The organism is Mycobacterium sp. 852014-50255_SCH5639931, assembly GCF_001665605.1.
Classification (GTDB): domain Bacteria; phylum Actinomycetota; class Actinomycetes; order Mycobacteriales; family Mycobacteriaceae; genus Mycobacterium; species Mycobacterium paraffinicum.
Genome location: NZ_LZSV01000003.1, coordinates 59,941 through 80,790 on the forward strand (window position 1 = coordinate 59,941; position 20,850 = coordinate 80,790).

General features: G+C 68.4%; 9 protein-coding genes and 1 pseudogene. 9 read left to right on the top strand and 1 reads right to left on the bottom strand.

Annotated features, from left to right (window positions below; translation table 11 throughout):
• Positions 1–13: 13 nt before the first annotated feature.
• The gene (locus tag A5758_RS03075; protein ID WP_067736293.1) at positions 14–760 is read right to left on the bottom strand and encodes an SDR family NAD(P)-dependent oxidoreductase; all 747 of its coding nucleotides are present in this window, start codon (positions 758–760) and stop codon (positions 14–16) included.
• Positions 761–828: 68 nt separating this feature from the next.
• Between A5758_RS03075 and A5758_RS03080 the strand changes: the two genes are divergently transcribed.
• The 9 genes and pseudogenes from A5758_RS03080 to A5758_RS03120 all read left to right on the top strand — a co-directional run bounded on the left by A5758_RS03080 (position 829) and on the right by A5758_RS03120 (position 20,847).
• Positions 829–1,191, top strand: a complete 363-nt coding sequence (locus A5758_RS03080) for a DUF3054 domain-containing protein (protein ID WP_231987209.1) — start codon at positions 829–831, stop codon at positions 1,189–1,191.
• 5 nt (positions 1,192–1,196) lie between these two features.
• Positions 1,197–2,069: an SAM-dependent methyltransferase gene (locus tag A5758_RS03085; RefSeq protein WP_067736296.1), complete on the top strand. Its 873-nt coding sequence runs from the start codon at positions 1,197–1,199 to the stop codon at positions 2,067–2,069.
• Between the two features lie 254 nt (positions 2,070–2,323).
• Positions 2,324–3,355 carry a polyprenyl synthetase family protein gene (locus A5758_RS03090; RefSeq protein WP_067736299.1) on the top strand — a complete coding sequence of 344 codons (1,032 nt, stop codon included), beginning with the start codon at positions 2,324–2,326 and terminating at the stop codon, positions 3,353–3,355.
• 78 nt (positions 3,356–3,433) lie between these two features.
• Positions 3,434–5,656: an MMPL family transporter gene (locus A5758_RS03095; protein WP_067736302.1), complete on the top strand. Its 2,223-nt coding sequence runs from the start codon at positions 3,434–3,436 to the stop codon at positions 5,654–5,656.
• 4 nt (positions 5,657–5,660) lie between these two features.
• The gene (locus A5758_RS03100) at positions 5,661–6,182 is read left to right on the top strand and encodes a GNAT family N-acetyltransferase (protein ID WP_156622478.1); all 522 of its coding nucleotides are present in this window, start codon (positions 5,661–5,663) and stop codon (positions 6,180–6,182) included.
• Between the two features lie 335 nt (positions 6,183–6,517).
• Positions 6,518–7,561, top strand: coding sequence for an ABC transporter permease (locus A5758_RS03105; RefSeq protein ID WP_067736307.1), 1,044 nt, complete (start codon positions 6,518–6,520; stop codon positions 7,559–7,561).
• Positions 7,562–7,563: 2 nt separating this feature from the next.
• Positions 7,564–8,502: pseudogene (locus A5758_RS03110) on the top strand (ATP-binding cassette domain-containing protein); the annotation flags it as partial.
• A gap of 149 nt (positions 8,503–8,651) precedes the next feature.
• Positions 8,652–15,533 carry a type I polyketide synthase gene (locus A5758_RS03115; protein WP_082939552.1) on the top strand — a complete coding sequence of 2,294 codons (6,882 nt, stop codon included), beginning with the start codon at positions 8,652–8,654 and terminating at the stop codon, positions 15,531–15,533.
• Entirely contained in the window at positions 15,526–20,847 is a 5,322-nt protein-coding gene (locus tag A5758_RS03120) for a non-ribosomal peptide synthetase (protein ID WP_067736313.1), read from the top strand. The genes A5758_RS03115 and A5758_RS03120 overlap by 8 nt, the downstream gene beginning before the upstream one ends.
• Positions 20,848–20,850 lie beyond the last annotated feature (3 nt).

The window sequence follows — 20,850 nt, forward strand, 5'->3', positions numbered from 1 at the left end:
CACTAACCGGCCTTTAACCAGCCATCGTCAGGCCACCGCTGACGCTGATCACCTGTCCGGTGATGAACGACGCGGCGGGCGACGCAAAGAACAGCACGGCCGCGGCGACCTCCTCGGGTCGCGCTAGGCGGCGAAACGGGATGGCTTTGACCAGCGCTTCTTTCAGCTTCTCGGGCTGGGCGTGGAACAGCGGTGTGTCGGTCGGGCCGGGGCACACACAGTTGACCGTGATCTGATGACGGGCCATCTCCCGGGCCAGCGACTTGGTCAGCGCGATCACCCCGCCCTTGGCGCCGGCGTAGATGGATTCCCCGGCGCTGCCGACCCGGCCCGCGTCGCTGGCCACGTTGACGACCCGCCCGCCGGCGTGCGTCTCGATCATTCCCGGCAGGAACGCGGCGCAGACGTGCACCGGTCCCAGGTAGTTGATCGCCACCACCTTGGCCGCGAATTCCGGTGTGGCGTTGAGGAATTGATCGGTGCGATCCCATCCCGCGGAGTTGATGACGATGTCGGGCACGCCGGCTTCGCCGTGCGTCGCGTCCCGCAGGGCGTCGACCTGGGCCGGGTCGGCGACGTCCACCGGCAGCGCGGTGATCAGCCCGGGGTGCTCCTTGGCGGTGGCCGCGCCGGCGGCCTCGTCGAGGTCGGCGGCGATCACCCGGTCGCCCTGTGCGGCGAACGCCAGCGCGATCGCCTTGCCGATGCCCGAACCGGCGCCGGTCACCACGGCCAGGCGCCCTTGTGAATGTGCGTTCATTTCTGACGAATGTAAGTTCAGCGTGGCGGCGGGGTCAAGGTCGGCGGCCTGCCCGGTACTCTCGCTGCATGCGACGGCTGCTGTGGCTGGCCATGGATGTCATCGGTGTGCTGGTGTTCTGCGCCGCCGGGCGTCGCAGCCACGACGAAGGACTCAACCTCGCCGGCGTCGCGACGACCGCCTGGCCGTTTCTCACCGGAACCGTCGTGGGCTGGCTGGCATCCCGCGCCTGGCGGCGCCCCACCGAGGTGGTGCCGACCGGGGTGGTCGTCTGGCTGTGCACCGTCGTCGTCGGCATGGTGTTGCGCAAGGCCAGTTCCGCCGGCGTTGCCGCGAGTTTCGTGGTGGTGGCGGCGTCGGTCACCGGGTTGTTGTTGCTCGGCTGGCGGGCGGTGGTCGTGCTGACCCTGCGGCGCCGGTCCGGCGTGTAGCGCCCATGGCAGCAACGACGGGCGTGGCGGTGACCGCGGCATTCGGTGCCGCCGCGCGGGCGGTAGCCACGAACAAGGGGACGCTGGACGATCCGTTCGCCGAACCGTTGGTGCGGGCCGCCGGGGTCGACCACTTCGTGCGCGTGATCGACGACGACCGGTTCGGCGCCGACGACGCCGAGGGTCCGTGGTTCCTGGACGTCTGCGCGGCGCACACCCGGTTCGTCGACGAGTTCGTCGCCGACGCGGGGAGGGCGGGCCTTCGCCAGGTGGTGATCCTGGCATCGGGTCTGGACACCCGGCCGTACCGGCTGTGGTGGCCGCCGGGGACAACCGTTTACGAGATCGACCGGCCCGAGGTGCTCGACTTCAAATCCGAAGCGCTGCGCGCATTGGGCGCCGAACTGACGGCGAGCCGGCGCGCCGTGGGCGTCGCTCTGCATCAGGATTGGCCGGCCGCCCTGCGGCGGGTCGGCTTCGACGCCACCGCGCCCGCGGTGTGGATCGCCGAGCAGCTGCTGATCGGGTACCTGACTCCCGCCGTGCAGGACCGCGTGCTGCAGGGCGTCACCGCGATGAGCGCCACCGGCAGCCGGTTCGCCGCCGACCACATGCCCATCTGGACGCCGTTACAGCTGGAGGCGGAGCGGTCGTTTGTCGATGGCTTGCGCCAGAACGGGGTGGACGTCGACCTGGCCAGCCTGACCCATCCGGGGCAATACCATTACGTACCGGAGTATTTGACCGCCCACGGTTGGGAGACGGTGCAGCGCAACGTCACCGAGCTGCTGGGGGCGGTGGGACGGCCGGTAAGGCGGCGCCACCGCCCCGGCGACACGGAGTTCGTCCCCGAATACCTCACCGCCACGCGGGCATAACCACAGGTCGCGCTCTCTTTAATTTGATTAACGGTTAATTAACTTAAATTAATCGGCCGAATCCTTGAACCCGATACGCCCTAACGTCGTACCCGCTTTATGAGCCGCGATGAAAGGGGCATGAAACGTTGAGCTTGCGTGTTTCGAACGGTCTACCTGGCGTACTTTCGCAACCGGCGGTCCGCGCCCCGCAGCTCGCCCCCTCGTTGTGGCCCGCGAGCGGCGCTCCGGGAGGCGAAGAGTGGCGCGCGGGCATGCGCACCGCGGTGCTGGCCACGGTCGCGGAGTTTGTCTCGGCCCGCCGCGCCACCGACCTCGCTGGCGCGGGCCTCGATGCGGTCGGCGACATGCTGGCGCAGTTCGTGTCTAACGGCAAATGTCTACGGTCGACCTTCATGTATCTCGGGTGGTTGTGTGGCGCCCCGCCGAGCGGAGCCGCGTTAACGGCCGCGGCGAGTCTGGAGTTACTGCACGCCTTCGCGCTGATCCAGGACGATGTCATGGACCGTTCGGCGCAACGGCGGGGTCGTCCGGCGGCGCACGTGCTACTGGCCCGGTGGCACCGCGAACGCGAACTAGCGTCGTGCGCAGAGAAATTCGGCGAGTCGGCGGCCGTTCTGCTGGGCGATCTTTGCCTCATTTGGGCGGAGCAGATGCTGCGCGAAAGCGGTATTGAAGCCCGCCGCCTGCAGCGGGTGTGGCCGCGCTACGACGCCATGCGGACCGAATTGGCGATAGGTCAATTCGCCGATCTCGCGGCAGATCTGCGCAGCTTCCCGCCGCTCGAAGCGGTGCTGGACGTGGCGCGGCGCAAATCGGGCAACTACACGGTGCGCCGTCCGATGGAATTGGGCGCGGCCATGGCCGGCTGCGGCGACCGAACGCTGGCACGGCTTGGCCGCTACGGCGCCGCTGTCGGGGAGGCGTTCCAGCTCCGCGACGACGTATTGGGGGTCTTCGGCTCGCCCGCGGCGACTGGGAAGCCAACCGGGGGAGACCTGCTCGAGCGCAAAGCGACCAGCCTCGTCGTGGCCGCTTACCAGCTGGCCGACGCGCCGACCCGCCGTCTTCTCGTCGAGCTCATGGATCTCGACGAACTCGATGACGCCGCGCTGCGGCGTTGGAAGCGATTGATCGCCGCGACGGGGGCCGTGGAGATGATCGAACAGATGATCAGCCGGCGGGTGGCATCCGCACTCAATGACGTGGATGGCATGGAGATCAACGAAGCCGTCTGCACCGCTTTGGCCGAGATGGCGGTCGCGTGCGTGCAGCGCCGCGAATAGCGGACCACACCGGGGGGCCGGAGGACTTGACCCAGACCGATCGGGGGGATCGACAGCTAATCATCCCGGAGGACACGCATGTTATCGCGACTGGCCCTTATCGCCATCGCCGCTCCGCGACGAGTGATCGCAAGCGCGATGTTCCTGGCGGTCCTCGCCGCCATCTTCGGTATCCCGGCCGCAGTGACGCTGCCCGGCGGTGGATTTCTGGACCAGACGGCCGAATCCGCGCGTGCCACAGCGGTTCTCGCCGAGAAGTTCCATCAAGGCGACATGGAGATGACGCTGCTGGTGCACTCGCAGAGCGGGGTCACCCAAGGACCCGCTCGGATGGTGGGCGTGGACATCGTCCGGCAGCTGGCCCAGTCGCCGTTCGTCGCGCAGGTGGCGTCGCCGTGGGATGCGCCCCGGCCGGGGTTGGTCAGCGGCGACGGCAAGTCCGCGCTGATCGTGGCCGCCCTCACCGGTGGGGAAAGCAGCGCGCCCAAGCATGCCCGGGAGCTCGCGGACCGGGTGGCGCGCGATCGCGACGGCGTGACCGTGCAGGCCGGAGGCATGGCGATCATCTATGAAGAGCTCAACCGGCAGACCCAAAACGACCTGTTGCGAATGGAATCCATTGCGATCCCGTTGAGCTTCGCCGCGCTGGTATGGGTATTCGGCGGCTTGCTGGCCGCGGCACTGCCGATTCTCGTCGGCGGCTTCGCAATCCTGGGTTCCCTCGCGGTTTTGCGCGCGGTCGCTTTGGTCGCCGACGTGTCCATCTTCGCGGTGAACGTGGCGGTGGCATTGGCTCTGGCGCTGGGCATCGACTACACGCTGCTGATCATCAGCCGTTATCGCGACGAACTGGCCGACGGGCTGCCCCCCGCCGAAGCCCTCCCGCGCACCATGGCCACGGCCGGACGCACCGTGCTGTTCTCCGCCCTGACGGTGGCCCTCGCACTGGCCGCATTGGTGATATTCCCGATGTACTTCCTGAGGTCATTCGCCTATGCCGGCGTTGCGGTGGTGGCTTTCGCGGCCCTGGCCGCGATGGTGGTCGCGCCCGCGGTGATCGTGTTACTGGGCGACCGGCTTGACGCACTCAACGTTTGGGACTTGGGCCGCAAGGTCTTTCGGCATTCCCAAGCGCCGCCGGCGACCATCGAGCGCACCTTTTGGTACCGGATGGCCAAGCGGGCCATGCGGCACGCGGTTCCGATCGGCTTGGCGATCATCGCCCTCCTGCTCGCTTTGGGCGCGCCGTTCCTCGGCATCAAATGGGGCTATCCCGACGATCGGGTGCTCCCGGCGTCATCGTCGGCGCGCGCCGTCAGCGACCGGATCCGGCACGACTTCGGTGCCGATTCCGACATCAGGGTCGTCATCCCCCGCACGGACGGCCTGACGACGGGAGACCTTGACGAGTACGCCGCACGGCTGTCGCGCGTACCCGACGTCTCGGCGGTGTCAGCACCGACCGGAACCTTCATCGCCGGTGAGCGGAAAGGGCCACCGTCGGCGCCCGCCGGAATGGCAGACGGCAGTGCCTATTTGACGGTGGCCAGCAGCGCGCCGTTGTATTCGCCGGCGTCGGGCGCGCAGTTGGATCGCTTGCATGCGATCCCGTTGGCCGGTGCCCGCCACGTCGAGCTGGCCGGGATGGCCCAGATGAATCGCGACTCGATAAACGCGATCACGTCGCGATTGCCCTGGCTGTTCGGTTTCGTCGCCTGCGTCATGCTGGTGTTGCTGTTCCTGCTCACCGGCAGCGTGGTGCTGCCCGTCAAAGCGGTGCTGCTCAACATGCTGTCGCTGACGGCGGGATTCGGCGCGTTGGTGTGGATCTTCCAGGACGGGCATCTGGGCGCGTTGGGCACCACTCCGACCGGCACGCTGGTGGCCAACATCCCGGTGTTGATGTTCTGCATCGCATTCGGATTGTCCATGGACTACGAGGTCTTCCTGCTGTCCCGCATCCGCGAGTACTGGCTGGCCTCGGACCGCACGCGTGTCGACAACGACGAGAGCATCGCGCTGGGCGTCGCGCGCACGGGCCGGATCATCACGGCGGCAGCGCTGTTGATGTCGATCTCGTTCGCCGCCCTCACTTCCGCGGAGGTCTCCTTCATGCGGATGTTCGGCGTCGGGCTGACTCTCGCCGTCTTGGTCGACGCAACGTTGGTGCGCATGCTGCTCGTCCCGGCCTTCATGCACGTCTTCGGCGGCCTGAACTGGTGGGCGCCGGCACCGCTGGCACGGCTTCGCCGGCGGGAGGATGCCCGAATGGAATGTGTCGCGGTCAGAGGCGTTGGATGATCACGTGGTGCACCGATCAAGCCCGCCCGCCGCGAGTCACCGGCTGCGGTTCGTGTCGGCGACCCATGACGAACCGCTGGCGCGGCCCCTGCTGGCCGAACTGGCCGACGAGTACGCGCAGCGCTACGGCGGCACACCCAGCACGCACCTGTCCTGGCTGCCCGTGCCGGAGGCCGAGTTGGCCCCGCCGGACGGCGGATTGCTGATCGGGGTGCTGGACGGCGTGCCCGTCACCGGCGGGGCATTCCGGCGCTACGACGCCGAAACCGCCGAGCTGAAGCGGATCTGGACCGACCGCGCTCATCGGCGCCGCGGGTACGCGCGAGTGCTGTTGGCGGCGCTGGAGGCGGAGACCGCCGCGCGCGGGTACCGGCGGCTCTACCTGATCACCGGCAACCGGCAACCCGAGGCCGAGGCGCTGTACGACGCGACCGGGTACACCCGGGTGCCCGCCGACCCGCTGCCGTCCTGGGGGCCGTTCGTCCCGATCGCGTTCGAGAAGTGGCTGGTTCCCGACGGTCAGTGAGGCCGCGACGATATCTTTGCGCCTCCCGTTCGCTGTTATTGGGCGCGCGGCTAATTGCAGGGACCGTATTCGGTCATTGGGTTTTCAGTCACATTTCCCCCCAATCGCGCCCAATCGCGCGCCCGCCGAATAAGCTGCTCGAATGGCCCTGACCTGTGGATATCGCTCAACTACATCGAATCCGGGCCGCCAGAAAAGCGGGGCGTAGGTCCGTCCGATCAAGGCCCTTCGGCTCTACGCGACTTACCGCGTCCCGGGCGACGCTTGCTGGGAAAGAAAAGGGAGGTCCAGCCGTGTGGGCTATTGGTGGCTTGCAAAAGCGGCTGCGCGCGCCGATGTTGATCACCGCCGTACGGGACATGCAATGGCGGCAGCGACGCTTCATCATCGCGGCCGTCGGCACCGGAATGGTGTTCGCGATGACCCTCATCATCACGGGGCTGATGATCGGGACCCGGGTCGAGGCCCAGCGCCTTGCCGACTCGATAGGCATCGACAACTACCTCATCAAGGCGGGCGCGGTCGGACCCTTCATTGGTTCATCGAGGTTCCCGCAGGCGGAACTCGAGGACGTCGCCCAGCTTCCGGGCGTCGAATCGGCGATCCCGGTGGTGTACGGCAACACGATCCTGCAAGACCGGCGCCTACCGGAAAACCTGAACGTCTACGGCCTGCCCGAACAGGGGATGCCGCCGATCGTGGCGGGGCGGGCACCGTCGAATCCCGACGAGGTCGCCATGTCGACCACGCTGAAGCGGTCCATCGGGGACAAGGTCGAGGTGGGATCGCAAGTGCTGCGGATCGTCGGGCTGGTCAACAAGTCCACCACGCTCGCAGGTCAACCCAATGCGTTTGTGACCGTCGCGACGGCGCAGCGGTTGATGTTTTCCGCGCAGCACGTGATTTCGGCCATCGGCTTGCGCGGCGTACCCGCCCAAGTGCCCGCCGGCTATCGCGTCGTGGACCGCGCCGCCGCGGTCGATGACATGATTCGCCCGCTGCATATGGCTCGGCTGGCGATGTCGTACCTGGTGATCCTGCTGTGGGCGGTGGCCGCGTCGATCGTGGGATCGCTGATCTACCTGTCCGCGCTGGAGCGCACCCGAGACTTCGCGGTGTTCAAAGCCCTCGGTGTCGCCACCCAGTCGGTGCTCGCCGGGCTCATGCTGCAGGCGGTGCTCGTCGCGTTGGTCGCGGCGATGCTGGGCGGGCTGCTGGCCGTGCTGCTCGGCCCGCTGTTTCCTATGCTGGTGGTGGTGACCCCCTCGGCCTTCCTGTCGCTGGTGGGGACCGCGGTGGGGGTCGGCCTGTTGGCGAGTTTGGTGGGATTGCGGCGCGCGGTCGCGATCGACCCGGTAATGGCGTTTGGGGCCGGATAGTCATGGGCGATTTGCGCATCAAGGATCTCGTCGTCGAATACTCGAACGGCGGGGAGCCGAACCGCGTCATCGACGGTCTGAATCTGGAGGTCGCGGCGGGATCGCTGGTGATCCTGTTGGGCCCCAGCGGATGTGGGAAGACCACGCTGCTGTCGTGCATCGGCGGCATCCTCAGCCCGACCAGCGGACGCGTCCAGGTCGGCGACACCGACGTCACGACGCTGGACCGCCGTAGGCTGACCACCTACCGGCGCCGCACCGTGGGCATCGTCTTTCAGTCGTTCAACCTGGTGGCAAGCCTTTCCGCGGTGGAGAACGTCGCGGTGCCACTCTGGGCGGCGGGCTGGTCGCGGCGGGCGGCGCGCGAACGCGCCAAGGAATTGCTGGCCCGCGCCGGGCTGCAGAACCGCATGACGCACCGGCCCGGTGACCTCAGCGGCGGCGAGCGCGAACGGGTGGCGGTGGCCCGCGCGATCGCGCTGGACCCACCGCTGATCCTGGCCGATGAACCCACGGCCCACCTGGACTATGCCCGCGCGGAAGGGGTGCTGCGGCTGCTGAGGGAGTTGGCGAGCGGCGAGCGCATTGTCGTGGTCGCCACCCATGACACCCGGATCCTGCCGTTCGCCGACCGCGTGGTCAGGCTGATGCCGGATGTGCAACTGACCGACTCCGAGCCCGAAACGCTGCATCTGGCAAGCGGTTCGGTGCTGTTCGAGCAGGGCAGCATGGGGGACCTGATCTACCTCGTCACCGACGGCGAACTGGAAGTCATGCGCGAATCGGGTGACGGGACCAAGGAACTGGTCAAGGTCGCCTCCCCCGGCGAGTACGTCGGCGAGCTCGGGCCGTTGTTCCGGATGGCCCGGTCGGCGACGGTACGCGCACGCACCGACGCTGTCGTCACCGGCTACACGGTGGAGCAATTCCGCGTACTGCTCGAGACCTACACCGAGGGCACCCTGGCTAGATCGAAAAACGCTGCGGGCCAAGGAAATACCAATCACAACCACTCACTCCTCGATGGAGCGACGCAGATGTCACGGTTCGGCGAAGAAGTAGCCGCCCCGGGACCGACAGAGGGAACGAGATGAGCACCGCCGACAGGCAGCAGGCCGAGCACGCAGACGACCACGCCGAATCAGCCTCGGAAACAGGGCATGATGCGTCGTTACTCATGGCACCGACGCTGGTCGGACAGCTGCGGTACCGGGCCGAGCGCTATCGGGACAGGGTCGCGTTCACCTACTCTCGCGATGGCGAGGAGACCGAAGTCACCAAGCTGACCTATGCCGAGCTGGATGCCAGGGCAAAGCGGATCGCAGCCAACCTGCAACGCTACGGTGCCGCGGGCGAGCGCGTCCTGGTCCTGTGCCCGCCGGGTCTGGATTTCATCGCCGGCCTGTTCGGCTGCCTCTATGCGGGGGCGATCGCCGTACCGGTGCATCCGCCGGCGCGCGAGCACCTGGTTCCGCGCGTCGCCTCGATCGTCGCGGATGCCAAACCGCGCTTCGCTCTGTCGAACTCAGAGATGCAGGCGCGAATCAAGGCCACGGTGGACGGTCTGGTCAAGGGGCGTCCGCTGCGGTGGTTCGTCACCGACACGGGGGGCGACGAGGCGCAGTGGGTTCCACCCGAGATCGACTCCAGCACAATCGCGATGATCCAGTACACCTCGGGCTCCACGGCCGCACCGAAAGGCGTTGTGCTGTCGCATGGCAACCTCGCCCACAATCTGGAGACCATCCGCCAGTCGTGGAAGTCGGGATTCGACCGGGAGGCAACCGGTGTGTTCTGGCTGCCGCCCTACCACGACATGGGCCTCATCGGCGGCGTCCTCGAAACCATTTATGTCGGCGGTACCTCCGTCCTCATGCCGCCGAACGCGTTCATCAAGCGCCCGATGCGGTGGTTGGAAGCGATATCCCGGCACCGCGCCAAAATCACCGCCGCCCCCAACTTCGCCTATGACCTGTGCATCGAACTCAGTACCCCTGAGGAGCGGGCCGCCCTCGACCTGTCCAACTGGTCGACGGCCATGTGCGGTGCCGAGCCGGTACGTCCCTCGACCATGCAGGGCTTCGCCGAGGCGTTCGCCCCAGCGGGTTTTCGGCCCGAGGCGTTCGCGCCGGTCTATGGGCTGGCGGAGGCGACGCTGCTGGTGTCCGGCGGGTCGGACTCCCCGGTCCCGGTGGTTCTGCACATAGATCGCGCGGCGCTGGGTGAACGCCGGGTCGTCGAGATCCCGACGGAAGACCCGAGCGCGTTGACGTTGGTCGGTTGCGGCCGGCCACCGGGCGGCCAGGAGGTCATCATCGTCGATCCCCAGACCCGGCGGCCCTGTGGGGCTGACGAGGTCGGCGAGATCTGGGTCGGTGGGCCGAGCGTGGCGCAGGGTTACTGGGGGAAGCCCGAAGTGACGGAAGAGGCGTTGCGCGCGCATCTTTCGGACAGCGGCCGGGGCCCGTTCCTTCGCACCGGGGACCTCGGGTTCTTCCGCTCCGGTGAGTTGTTCGTGACGGGTCGCGTCAAGGATCTCATCATCATTCGCGGCACCAATCACTATCCCGAGGACATCGAGCTCACCGTGCAGGCCTGTCACCCAGCACTGATGCGCGGCCGGGGCGCGGTCTTTTCGGTCGCGGCCGGACCGGACGCCCCCGAACGGGTTGTGGTCGTGCAGGAGGTGAGCGGCTATCATCTCGGCGACGCCGACCTCAACCAGATCGTCGACACCATCCGGACCGCGATCACCGAACACCATGAGATCCAGGCGGACACCGTTGTTCTGGTGGACCCGTTGCGGATTCCCACCACGTCCAGCGGCAAGATCCAGCGATCCGCCTGCCGGCAGCAATTCCTCGACGGCCAGTTCGAGCCGGTCGCCGAATGGCGCGCACCGCTGCCCGACATCCGCCCCGCAGCCGCCGCGCAGGAACAGACCGGGCGCACCGTCGCGGAGATCCAGGAATGGTTGATCGGCCAGCTCGCTCGTGAACTCGGCATTCCCGCAACGGATATCGACCCATCCCGGCCGTTCGCCTACTACGGCCTCGATTCGGTTCGTGCCGTCAGGCTGACCGGCGCTCTGGAAACCTGGCTCGGATGTGAACTTTCGCCCACCATCGCCTACGAACACCCGACGATCGAGCTGCTCGCCCGCCATCTGGGCGGCAAGGGCACCGCGGTCGACCGCACCGCCGAAACCGTCGGTGAGAGCGGCCCGACCGCCGCGGACGAGCCGATCGCCATCATCGGCATCGGGTGCCGTTTTCCGGGCGCCGACGGCCCGGCGGCCTTCTGGCGCGAGTTGTCGGAAGGCGTGGACGCGATCAGCGAGGTCCCGCCGGACCGCTGGGACGCCGATGCCTTCTACGACCCCGATCCGTCCGTGCCGGGCACGTCCGTCACTCGCCGGGCGGGTTTCCTGCCCGAGGTCGACGAGTTCGACTTCGGATTCTTCGGCATCTCGCCTCGGGAATCGGCGCAGATGGATCCGCAGCAGCGGCTGATCCTCGAGGTGGCTTGGGAGGCATTGGAAGACGCCGGGCAGGTGCCGGAGCGGCTTGCCGGCAGCGACACCGGCGTGTTCGTCGGCATCGCAACCACCGACTACGCGAACCTGCACGGCAACCAGATGCAGCTTGTCGATGCCTACACGGGCACCGGAAACGCGTTGAGCATTGCCGCCAACCGGCTCTCCTATTTCTACGACTTCCACGGGCCGAGCATCGCGATCGACACGGCGTGCTCGTCGTCGTTGGTCGCGGTCCACCTCGCGTGCCGCAGCCTGCGCGACGGCGAGTGCGGGGTGGCGCTGGCCGGAGGAGTGAACGTCATCCTGTCGCCGGCGCTGATGATCAACTTCAGCAAGGCGAAGGTGATGGCGCCCGACGGCCGCTGCAAGACCTTCGATGCCGGCGCGGACGGGTACGTACGGGGTGAAGGCGCCGGAATGGTCGTCCTGAAACCGCTCAGCCGGGCGCTGGCCGACAATGACCCGATCTATGCGGTGATCCGCGGCACCGCCATCAACCAGGATGGCCGGACCAACGGGCTGATCGCGCCCAACCGGCGAGCACAGGAAGCCGTGGTGGCCGCGGCCTACCGCCGCGCCGGTATCTCCCCGGGCACCGCCCAGTATGTCGAGGCGCACGGCACCGGAACATTCCTGGGCGACGCGATGGAGGCGAACGCGCTGGGAACGGTGCTGGCGGACGGCCGTCCGCCGGGCAGTCAGTGCCTGGTGGGCTCGGTCAAGACCAACATCGGGCACCTGGAGGCGGCGGCCGGAGTGGCCGGGCTGATCAAGGTGGCATTGGCGTTGCAGCACAAGGAGATTCCACCGAGCCTTAACTTCGCCGAACCCAACCCGGAGATCCCCTTCGACACCCTGCCGGTGCGGGTGGCGACAACGCTGACCCCGTGGCCGAAAAACGGTGGGCGGGCGGTCGCAAGTATCAGCTCCTTCGGCATGGGCGGCACCAACGCGCACGCCGTGCTGACCGAGGCCCCGCAGGCCCGGGCCGCCACGGCCGAGCGCGGCACGGCACCGGATCGGGCCGAGTTGCTGCCGATCTCGGCGCGGTCCCCCGAGGCCCTCGTCGCGCTGGCCGACCGGTATGAGTCGGCGCTGGCGTCCGGGGTGGCGCTCGCCGACCTCTGCTATACGGCCGGCGTCCGTCGCGGGCACTACGAGCATCGGTTGTCCGTCGTCGCCGACTCGCCCGCCACGATGTCGGAGACCCTCGACGCCTACCGGCACGGGCAGCCACGGCAGGGGTTCTCCGTCGGACAGTGCCGTCCCGGCCAGCGTCCCAGGGTGGTCTTCGCCTTCCCCGGGCAGGGCTCACAGTGGCACGGCATGGGGCGGCGACTGCAGGCCGAGGAGCCCGTGTTCCGTGACGCCTTGGCGGCGTGCGACCGCGCGCTCAAGCCCCACCTGGGACATTCCATCGTCGAGCTGCTGGCCAAGGACGAGGAAATCACCGACATCAGCTTGATCCAGCCCGCGATCTTCGCCATGCAGGTCGCGCTGGCCGCCCTATGGCGCTCCTGGGGGGTCGAGCCGACCGCCGTGGTGGGGCACAGCATGGGTGAGGTTGCGGCGGCGCACGTCGCCGGTGCGCTGAGCCTCGAAGACGCCGCACGGGTGATCCGCTTCCGCGCACTGATGCTCCGAACCGTGCGCGGCCGCGGAACCATGATGGCCGCGGAACTCAGCGCCGCCGAAGCGCAGGAGCTCATCGCCGGCCAGGAAAGCAAGGTCTCGATCGCCGCCAGCAACAGCTACCGGTCGACGGTGTTGTCCGGGGATCAAAAGGTTTTGGCCAAGCTGATGGAGGTGCTGCAGCAGCGCGACCGGTTCTGCCGATGGGTCGACGTCGATGTGGCCGCCCACAGCCCGCAGATGGACCCGTTGGTTCCCGCTCTGCGCGGCGGGCTCGTCGGACTGCGGCCGACCGCACCGGCGATACCCATCTACTCGACGGTGACCGGCGACCTGCTCACCGACCGCCTGGCCGACCCCGACTACTGGGCGGAGAACCTGCGCTCGCCCGTGCATTTCTCGCCCGCGCTGCGCCGGCTGCTGGAGGGCGGTCATGACGCGGTCGTCGAGATCAGCCCGCACCCGGTCCTGCTGAACTCCATCCGGGAGGACGCCCAGGACCTGGGGGCCAGTTGCGCCGCGCTGCCGTCGATGCGGCGCGACGACGGGGGACGGGGGACCGCGCTGACGTCGCTCGGCACCCTCTACACCCTCGGTCAGCCGGTCACCTGGGAGGCGGTGTACCCCCCGGGCAGCCACTACGTGACCGCACCGACGTACCCGTGGCAGCGTGTCCATTCCTGGTTAGAAGTCGGGCCGATCACCCCGAACGGCACCGGCCCGCTGCCGCAGGCCCCCGGCGCGACCGAGGCCGCGGGCTTGCGCGACCGGATGTATCGGCTGCGCTGGCAGCCCGCGCCCAGTCCGGCGGACCGGGACGGGTCGAGCCGGCCGGACGAAGCCGGCAGTTGGCTCATCTTGAGCGACGGCGCGGACACCGCGGACACCCTCCGGAAACACCTCGAATCGCATTCTCAGCGGTGCGTGCTCGTCGAGCCGGCATCGAACGGCGACTTCGAGCGTCTCACCCCGGACAGTTACCGCCTTGACCCGACGCAGCCCGATCACTTCAAGCAGCTGCTGGAAGACGCCTTCACCGACGACCGGCCACCGTGCCGGGGGGTGGTGCACCTGTGGGACCTGCTGGCCGCACCGCCGGCCGAAACCTCACTCGAATCCCTGGATTCGGCAACAACTTTGGGCCCGGTCAGCGTCGTGCATCTCGTCCAGGCGCTGGCGCGGGCCGGTTGGTCGGCGTCGCCGCGGCTGTGGCTGGTGACGCGGGGAACGCAGGTGGCCGATACCTCGGCAGCCGAAGCCGAGCCCGTGTCGATCGCCCAGGCTCCGGTGTGGGGGATGGCCCGCACGATCGACCACGAGCAACCGGAACTGCGCTGCACCTGTGTCGACCTGTCCGCCGGTGGCGGTCCGGAACAGGCCCAACAAGAGATCCAAGCCCTCTTCCGGGAGATGTGGGCCGACGACCGCGACGGCGACGTGGCACTGCGGGGCGACCGCCGCTATGTCGAACGACTGACCCGCTACGACGAGCCGGAACCCTCCGAGACCGCGTCATTCAAGGAAGACGCCACCTATGTCGTCACCGGCGGGCTCGGTGCGCTGGGGCTCGTGGTGGCCAAGTGGATGGCCGAGCACGGCGCCCGGCACCTGGTCCTGATGGGACGTGGCGGCGCCTCGGAGGAGGCGCAGGAAACGCTGGACGCCCTGCGCGCGGCCGGCACCGAGGTGACCATCGCAAAGGGCGACGTCGCGAAAGCCGACGACGTCGCGGCCATGCTGGAATCGATCGCCGAGTCGATGCCGCCGCTGCGTGGGGTGGTGCATGCGGCCGGGATCGCCGACGACGCCATCCTGCTATGCCTCGACGAGGCGAAGCTGCGCAAGGTCATGGCGCCCAAGGTTCAGGGCGCCTGGAACCTGCACGCGCTGACCAAAGACGCCGACCTGGACCTCTTCGTGCTGTTCTCGTCGGCCTCGTCCCTGCTGGGTCCGCCCGGGGCGGCCAACTACGCGGCGGCGAACGCCTTCTTGGACGCGCTGGCGTGGCACCGACGTGCCGAAGGCCGGCCGGCGTTGAGCGTGAACTGGGGGCCATGGGCCGGGCTCGGCTTCTTCACCCGGTCCGAGCTGCAAGACTACTTCGCCCAATACGGCGTGGAGGCCATGTCCGCGGCCGACAGCCTCCGGGCGCTGTCGTCGTTGCTGGAGCGGTCGGCCACGCAGGCCGTGGTTCTCGACATCGACTGGGCGGTTTGGCAACCCGACATGCAGCCGCCGCTGCTCGCGGACCTTGGAATCGCGCCCTCGGCCGACAAGGCGGAGGCCGAGCCCGCAACCGGGCCGGGAGCCGGACTCTACGACGCACTGCAGGGCGCGTCGCCGGAGGATCGCCAACGGCTGTTGGAGACCTATCTGTCCGAGCTCGCCGCCGGCAAACTCGGTCTGGCACCGGCGAACCTGGATAAACAGACACCGCTGAACACCCTCGGCGTCGACTCGCTCATCACGCTCGAGCTGCGCATGCAGGTCGAACGCGACCTGGGCCTCGTGGTGCCGGTCACCCGGCTGCTGGAGGGGCCCAGCGTGGCCAGCCTCGCCGAGTGGCTGCGCGAACATCTGCCGGAGCAAGCGGCCGGCGCACCCACGACGCACGAGGCGGTCTCGCGGCAGGCCACCCCGGAGCCAACGGTCCACCAGCAAGCCGACGGCGCGCCGTCGGGCGGCATCGACCTGCTGACCCGGGTGCCGGAGCTTTCCGACGACGCCGTGGACGAACTGCTTCAAAAGGTCTTGGCCGAAAGAGGGGCCGAGCTTGCCGCGAAGGACGCCGGCGATGACTGACAAGCCCATCAACATCTCCGGCCTGTCTCCGGAGAAGAAGCGGGCACTGCTCGCTCAGCTGCTGATGCAGAAGGCCGAGGAGTCGGCCTCGGTGCATCCGCAGTCGTACGGCCAGCGATCGATGTGGTTCATTCACAAACTCGCACCGGCCAGCGCCGCCTACAACGTCACGTATGCCGGGCGGATACGGGGCGAGCTCGACGTCGCGGCGCTGGAACGCGCGGCCCAGGCGCTCGTCGACCGGCATCCCGCGCTACGGACCACGTACGCCGAACGCGACGGGCAACCGGTCCAGCTCGTGCATCCGCAATGGCCGGTGCGCATCGCCCGGCACCGCCTCGGCCCCGGTGAGCCCGACGTCGACGAGTGGATCCGGCGCGAGACCAACCGTCCTTTCGACCTGTACACCGGCCCGGTGCTGCGGCTGACGCTGCTCGAGCGCACGCCCGAGGAACACGTGTTGCTCTTGGGTTTGCACCACATCGCCGTCGACTTCTGGTCCATCGACGTCATTCTCGACGAGCTGCGCTTGCTGTACGCCGCCGAGCACGGCGCGACCCCGCCTCCGCCACCCGCGGAAAGCTTCGTCGAATACACCGAGCAGCAGGCCCAGATGCTCGCGGGCGCCGAGGGTGAGGACCTCTGGACCTACTGGCGTGACCAGTTGGCCGGCGAACTGCCGGTCCTGCAATTGCCCACCGACCGGCCGCGGCCCGCGGTCCAGACCTACCCGGGCACCGTGCACCGGTTCACCGTCGACCCCGCCGTGACGACCGGGATCATTCAACTGGGCCGCAAGGTGGGCGCGACGCCCTACATGACACTGCTGGCGGCCTACGCCGCGTTGCTGCACCGCTACAGCGGCCAGGGTCACCTGGTGATCGGCTCGCCGTTCGCTTGCCGTGACCGGGTCGCGCTTGAGGGCCTGGTCGGCTACCTCACCAACCCGGTCGCCCTGCGGGCCGACCTGCACGACGATCCGACGTTCATGACCCTGCTCGGCCGCGTCAAGGACACCGTGCAGGGTGCCCTCGAACACCAGGACTATCCCTTCGCGCTGCTCGTCGAGCGGCTTCGGCCGCCGCGCGACCCCAGCCGCACGCCGCTGTTCGGAGTCTCGTTCGCCTGGGAACAGACGCGCCGCTTCACCGACGACGCCGGCCCGGAACCCGGGGGGCTGCCGCTCGAGACCCTCCATGTCGGGCAGGGCGGCGCGCCGTTCGACCTCATGATGGAGGTCGGTGAACACGACGGAAAGCTTTCGGGCGTACTGCAATACAACACCGACCTCTTCGACGCCGGCACCATCGAGCGGCTGGCCGGGCACTTCGCCACCCTGCTCGGCGGCATCGTCGCCGACCCCGGCCGGCCGGTCTCGCAGCTGCCGCTGCTCACCGAGGCGGAGCGCCGCCAGCAGGCCGCCTGGAATCAAACCGAGGTCACCTACGACGGCCCGGCCTGCCTGCACGAGATGGTCGCCGCCACGGTCGCGCGCACCCCGGACGCCGTCGCGGTGACGTGTGAGGACCGCGACGTGACCTATGCGGAACTCGACCGCCGGGCCAACGGTCTCGCCCACCGGCTGCGCGAGCTCGGCGTGGGGCCCGAGACCGTCGTGCCCGTCCTGCTGGACCGCTCCGACGATCTGGTGGTGGCCGTGCTGGGCGTCCTCAAGGCCGGCGGCGCCTTCATGCCGCTCGACTCCGCGCAGCCCGCACAGCGCATGGCCGCGATGTTGGACGACGTACCGGACGCGCCGGTCTGCGTCACCCACCGGAGCAAACTGGCGCACCTGCCGGCCGGCTTCACCGGTCACCGGCTCTGCCTGGACGAGCCGTCGGCGCCATCGGGCGAGGACGCCGCCCCGGTCTGCGAGACGACGTCGGCAAACCTCGCATACGTAATCCACACGTCGGGTTCCACGGGTAAGCCGAAGGGAACGCTCAACACCCACGCCGGGATTCGCAACCGGCTGCTGTGGATGCAGGATGCCTACCGGCTGACCGCCGACGACCGGGTGCTGCACAAGACGCCGGTGAGCTTCGACCCGTCCGTCTGGGAGCTGTTCTGGCCCTTGATCGTCGGGGCCCGGGTGGTCATCGCCAAACCCGAGGGGCACAAGGATGCCGCGTACCTGGTTCGGACCATCGTCGAACAGCGCGTCACCACAATGCATTTCGTGCCGTCGATGATGCGCCGCTTCCTCGCCGAGCCCGGGGTGGCCGCGTGCACCGCACTGCGCCGGGTGATCTGCAGTGGCGAGGCGCTGCCCTACGACCTGCGCGACCACTTCATGGCCACGCTGGACGCCGAGCTCTACAACCTCTATGGGCCCACCGAGGCGGCGATCGACGTCACCGGATTCCACTGCGAGCGAGGCGAATCCGGCACGCTGGTGCCGATCGGGCGGCCGATCGCCAACATCCGCGCCTACATCCTGGACGCGCACCTGCAACCGGTGCCGATCGGTGTGCCCGGCGAGCTGTACATCGGCGGAGTGGGGCTCGGCCGCGGTTACCTCAACCGCCCGGATCTGACGGGAGCCATCTTCGTGGCCGACCCGTTCGGCGGCGATGCCGCGCACCCCGGACAGCGGCTCTACCGCACCGGCGACCTGACCAGGTATCTGCCCGACGGCAACATCGACTACCTGGGACGCATCGACTTCCAGGTCAAGGTCCACGGCTTCCGGATCGAGCCCGGCGAGATAGAGGCCGCGCTGGCCCAACACCCCGCGGTGGCCGAGAACGCGGTGGTGATCAGAACCGACAGCCGCGGAAATCCGATCCTCGTCGCATATGTCGTGCCGGCCGGCGGCGCCGCTCCGTCGACAGCGGAGTTGCGCCGGTTCCTGCTTGACCTGCTTCCCGCCGCCATGATGCCCGCGGTCTTCGAGGTGACGGACGCGCTGCCGCTCACGTCGAGCGGAAAGGTGGACCGCAAGGCCTTGATGGCGGCCGACAGGGCATCGGGGCCGCAGGAGCCGGTGTTCGTCGCTCCGCGCACCCCTACCGAACAATTGCTGGCCGAAATCTGGCGCGCTGTACTGGATCTCGAACGGGTCGGTGTCAACGACGACTTCTTCGCCCTCGGTGGTGCCTCGACCCAAAGCCTGGAGGTCGCGGTGCGGGCGAACGCGGCAGGCCTGCCGCTGCGGCCGGAGTCGATGTTCGTCTACGGCACCATCGCCGAGCTCGCCGCCGAATACGGTCCGCTCGCCGGCGATGCAACGGGTCACCCCGAAGCCCCCGCCGAGGCGGTCGTCACGGCGCCGGCACCGGCGCAACCGGTGCAGGCCACACCCGAGGAAAAGCGAAACACGGTCATCGAAAGCATCGGCGTGTACCTTCCCTCGCGAACCGTGTCGACGAAGACGGTTATGGCCGAGTGCGCCAACGAGATTCGCATACCGCTGGAACGTCTGACCGGCATCAAGAACCGGCGGGTGGTCGGCGAGGACGAGTTCTCGATCGACCTCGCCAGGAAGGCGGCCGACGATTGCCTGTCCCGATCCAGCTATCGGCGCGAGGAGATCGACCTGGTCATCGCCTGCAACATCTCCCGGCGTGACGGACTCGAGAACCGGTTCAGCTTCGAGCCCAGCACCGCCACGCGACTGCGCGACCAATGCGGCCTTGGCAATGCGCTGGCCTTCGACATCAGCAACGCGTGCGCCGGAATGTTCACCGGCATCACCGTCGCCGACGCATTCCTGCAGACCGGGCTGATTCGGAACGCCCTGGTGGTCAGCGGCGAGTACATCAGTCACCTGTGCGAGACCGCCCAGAAGGAGATCGAGGGGCCGATGGATCCGCGGATCGCGTGCCTGACCCTCGGCGACGCCGGTGCGGCTGTGGTCCTCGAGCGCGGGCCGAACAACAAGGTCGGCTTCCACGACATCGATATGGCCACCCTGAGTCGCTACAGCAAGCTGTGCATCGCGAAGGTGACCGACGGCCCGCACGGCGGTGCCATCATGTTCACCGACTCCGTCACGCAGACCGCGATCGCGGTCAAGCACGCGGTGCCCTACGTCGCCGCGGTAATGCAGCGACACGGCTGGCGGCCGGAGACCACCGACCACCTGGTGATGCACCAGACGTCCGAGGCCTCGCTCAACGACGCGGTCGTCGCCATCAACCAGATGTTCGGGGACGGCGCGGCCCACCGGGGCAACACCATCTACAACATCGCCGAGCGGGGGAACACCGCCACCACGACCCACATCGTCGCGCTGAACGACTACATCCTGAGCAATCGGATCAATTCCGGTGACAATGTGGTCTTTTCGATCACCGGCTCCGGACAGACCGTCGGCGCAGCGCTGTATACCTTCGACGACCTGCCCGACAGGATGCGACGGGGCGCCGCCGGCGGCCACGTCCCCGGCAGGGCGACCGAGAGCAACCACAAAGCCGTTCCGGCGATGCCCCGCGTGCGCATCGACGGCGTCGGCCTCGCTCCGGCCGAGCAACCGGCTTCCCCCAGCTCGATCCAGCTCGCGGTCCAGGCCGCAGAGGCGTGCCTCGAACGCAGCGGCCTGGATCGGAGCTCGCTGGGGCTGATCATCAATTCCGGCATCTACCGCGACGAGTTCCTCAGCGAGCCGGCAGTCGCCGCGCTCGTCGCCGGCGAACTGGACATCAACGGGGAGGTGGACTCCCCGGACGGGCCCAAGACCTTCGCCTTCGACGTCCTCAACGGCGCCGTCGGCTTCCTCAACGCCTGCCAGGTCGCCGCGGGGATGATCGGGGCGGGAAAGGTGGAGCACGCCATGGTGATGGCCTCGGAGATCGAAAACAACAGCCCCGACAGCGGCTATCCGCAACGCGGCATCAGCCAGACGGGCTCGGCGGTCCTGCTGCGCAGGAGCGACGGCGCGGAAGGCTTCGGCCGCTTCGTGTTCCAGCACCACCCGGAGCACAGCGGTGCCCTGGCCACCTACACCCAGCAGCGAGACGGGCGGGCCGGGCTACAGATCGAGCGGGACCCCAACCTCGCCGCGATCTACCTGAGTTGTATTCCCGCCGCTGCCAAGGAACTTCTGGCCCTCGAGGGACTCAACCCCACCGACATCGCGGCGGTGCTCCCCCCATATCTATCCCCGGAGGCGCTCGACGAACTGGCCGCCCAGCTCGGCATCCCGAGATCGAGGTTCGTCGAGCTCGCCGCCGACAGCGACCCGTTCACGTCGTCCGTGCCGTACGGGCTGGAGCAAGCCCGGCAGCAGGGGCTGGCGCAACCGGGCGACGTCGCGTTGATACTCACCGCCGGCTCGGGTGTCGAGATCGGCTGCACGACCTACCGTTTCTGATCC

Bases quoted from the DNA above. Each gene is read 5' to 3' on its own strand.
- A5758_RS03085 (WP_067736296.1), top strand. From the start codon at position 1,197: ATGGCAGCAACGACGGGCGTGGCGGTGACCGCGGCATTCGGTGCCGCC.
- A5758_RS03120 (WP_067736313.1), top strand. From the start codon at position 15,526: ATGACTGACAAGCCCATCAACATCTCCGGCCTGTCTCCGGAGAAGAAG.
- A5758_RS03105 (WP_067736307.1), top strand. From the start codon at position 6,518: ATGTTGATCACCGCCGTACGGGACATGCAATGGCGGCAGCGACGCTTC.
- A5758_RS03095 (WP_067736302.1), top strand. From the start codon at position 3,434: ATGTTATCGCGACTGGCCCTTATCGCCATCGCCGCTCCGCGACGAGTG.
- A5758_RS03090 (WP_067736299.1), top strand. From the start codon at position 2,324: ATGCGCACCGCGGTGCTGGCCACGGTCGCGGAGTTTGTCTCGGCCCGC.
- A5758_RS03115 (WP_082939552.1), top strand. From the start codon at position 8,652: ATGAGCACCGCCGACAGGCAGCAGGCCGAGCACGCAGACGACCACGCC.
- A5758_RS03080 (WP_231987209.1), top strand. From the start codon at position 829: ATGCGACGGCTGCTGTGGCTGGCCATGGATGTCATCGGTGTGCTGGTG.
- A5758_RS03075 (WP_067736293.1), bottom strand. From the start codon at position 760: ATGAACGCACATTCACAAGGGCGCCTGGCCGTGGTGACCGGCGCCGGT.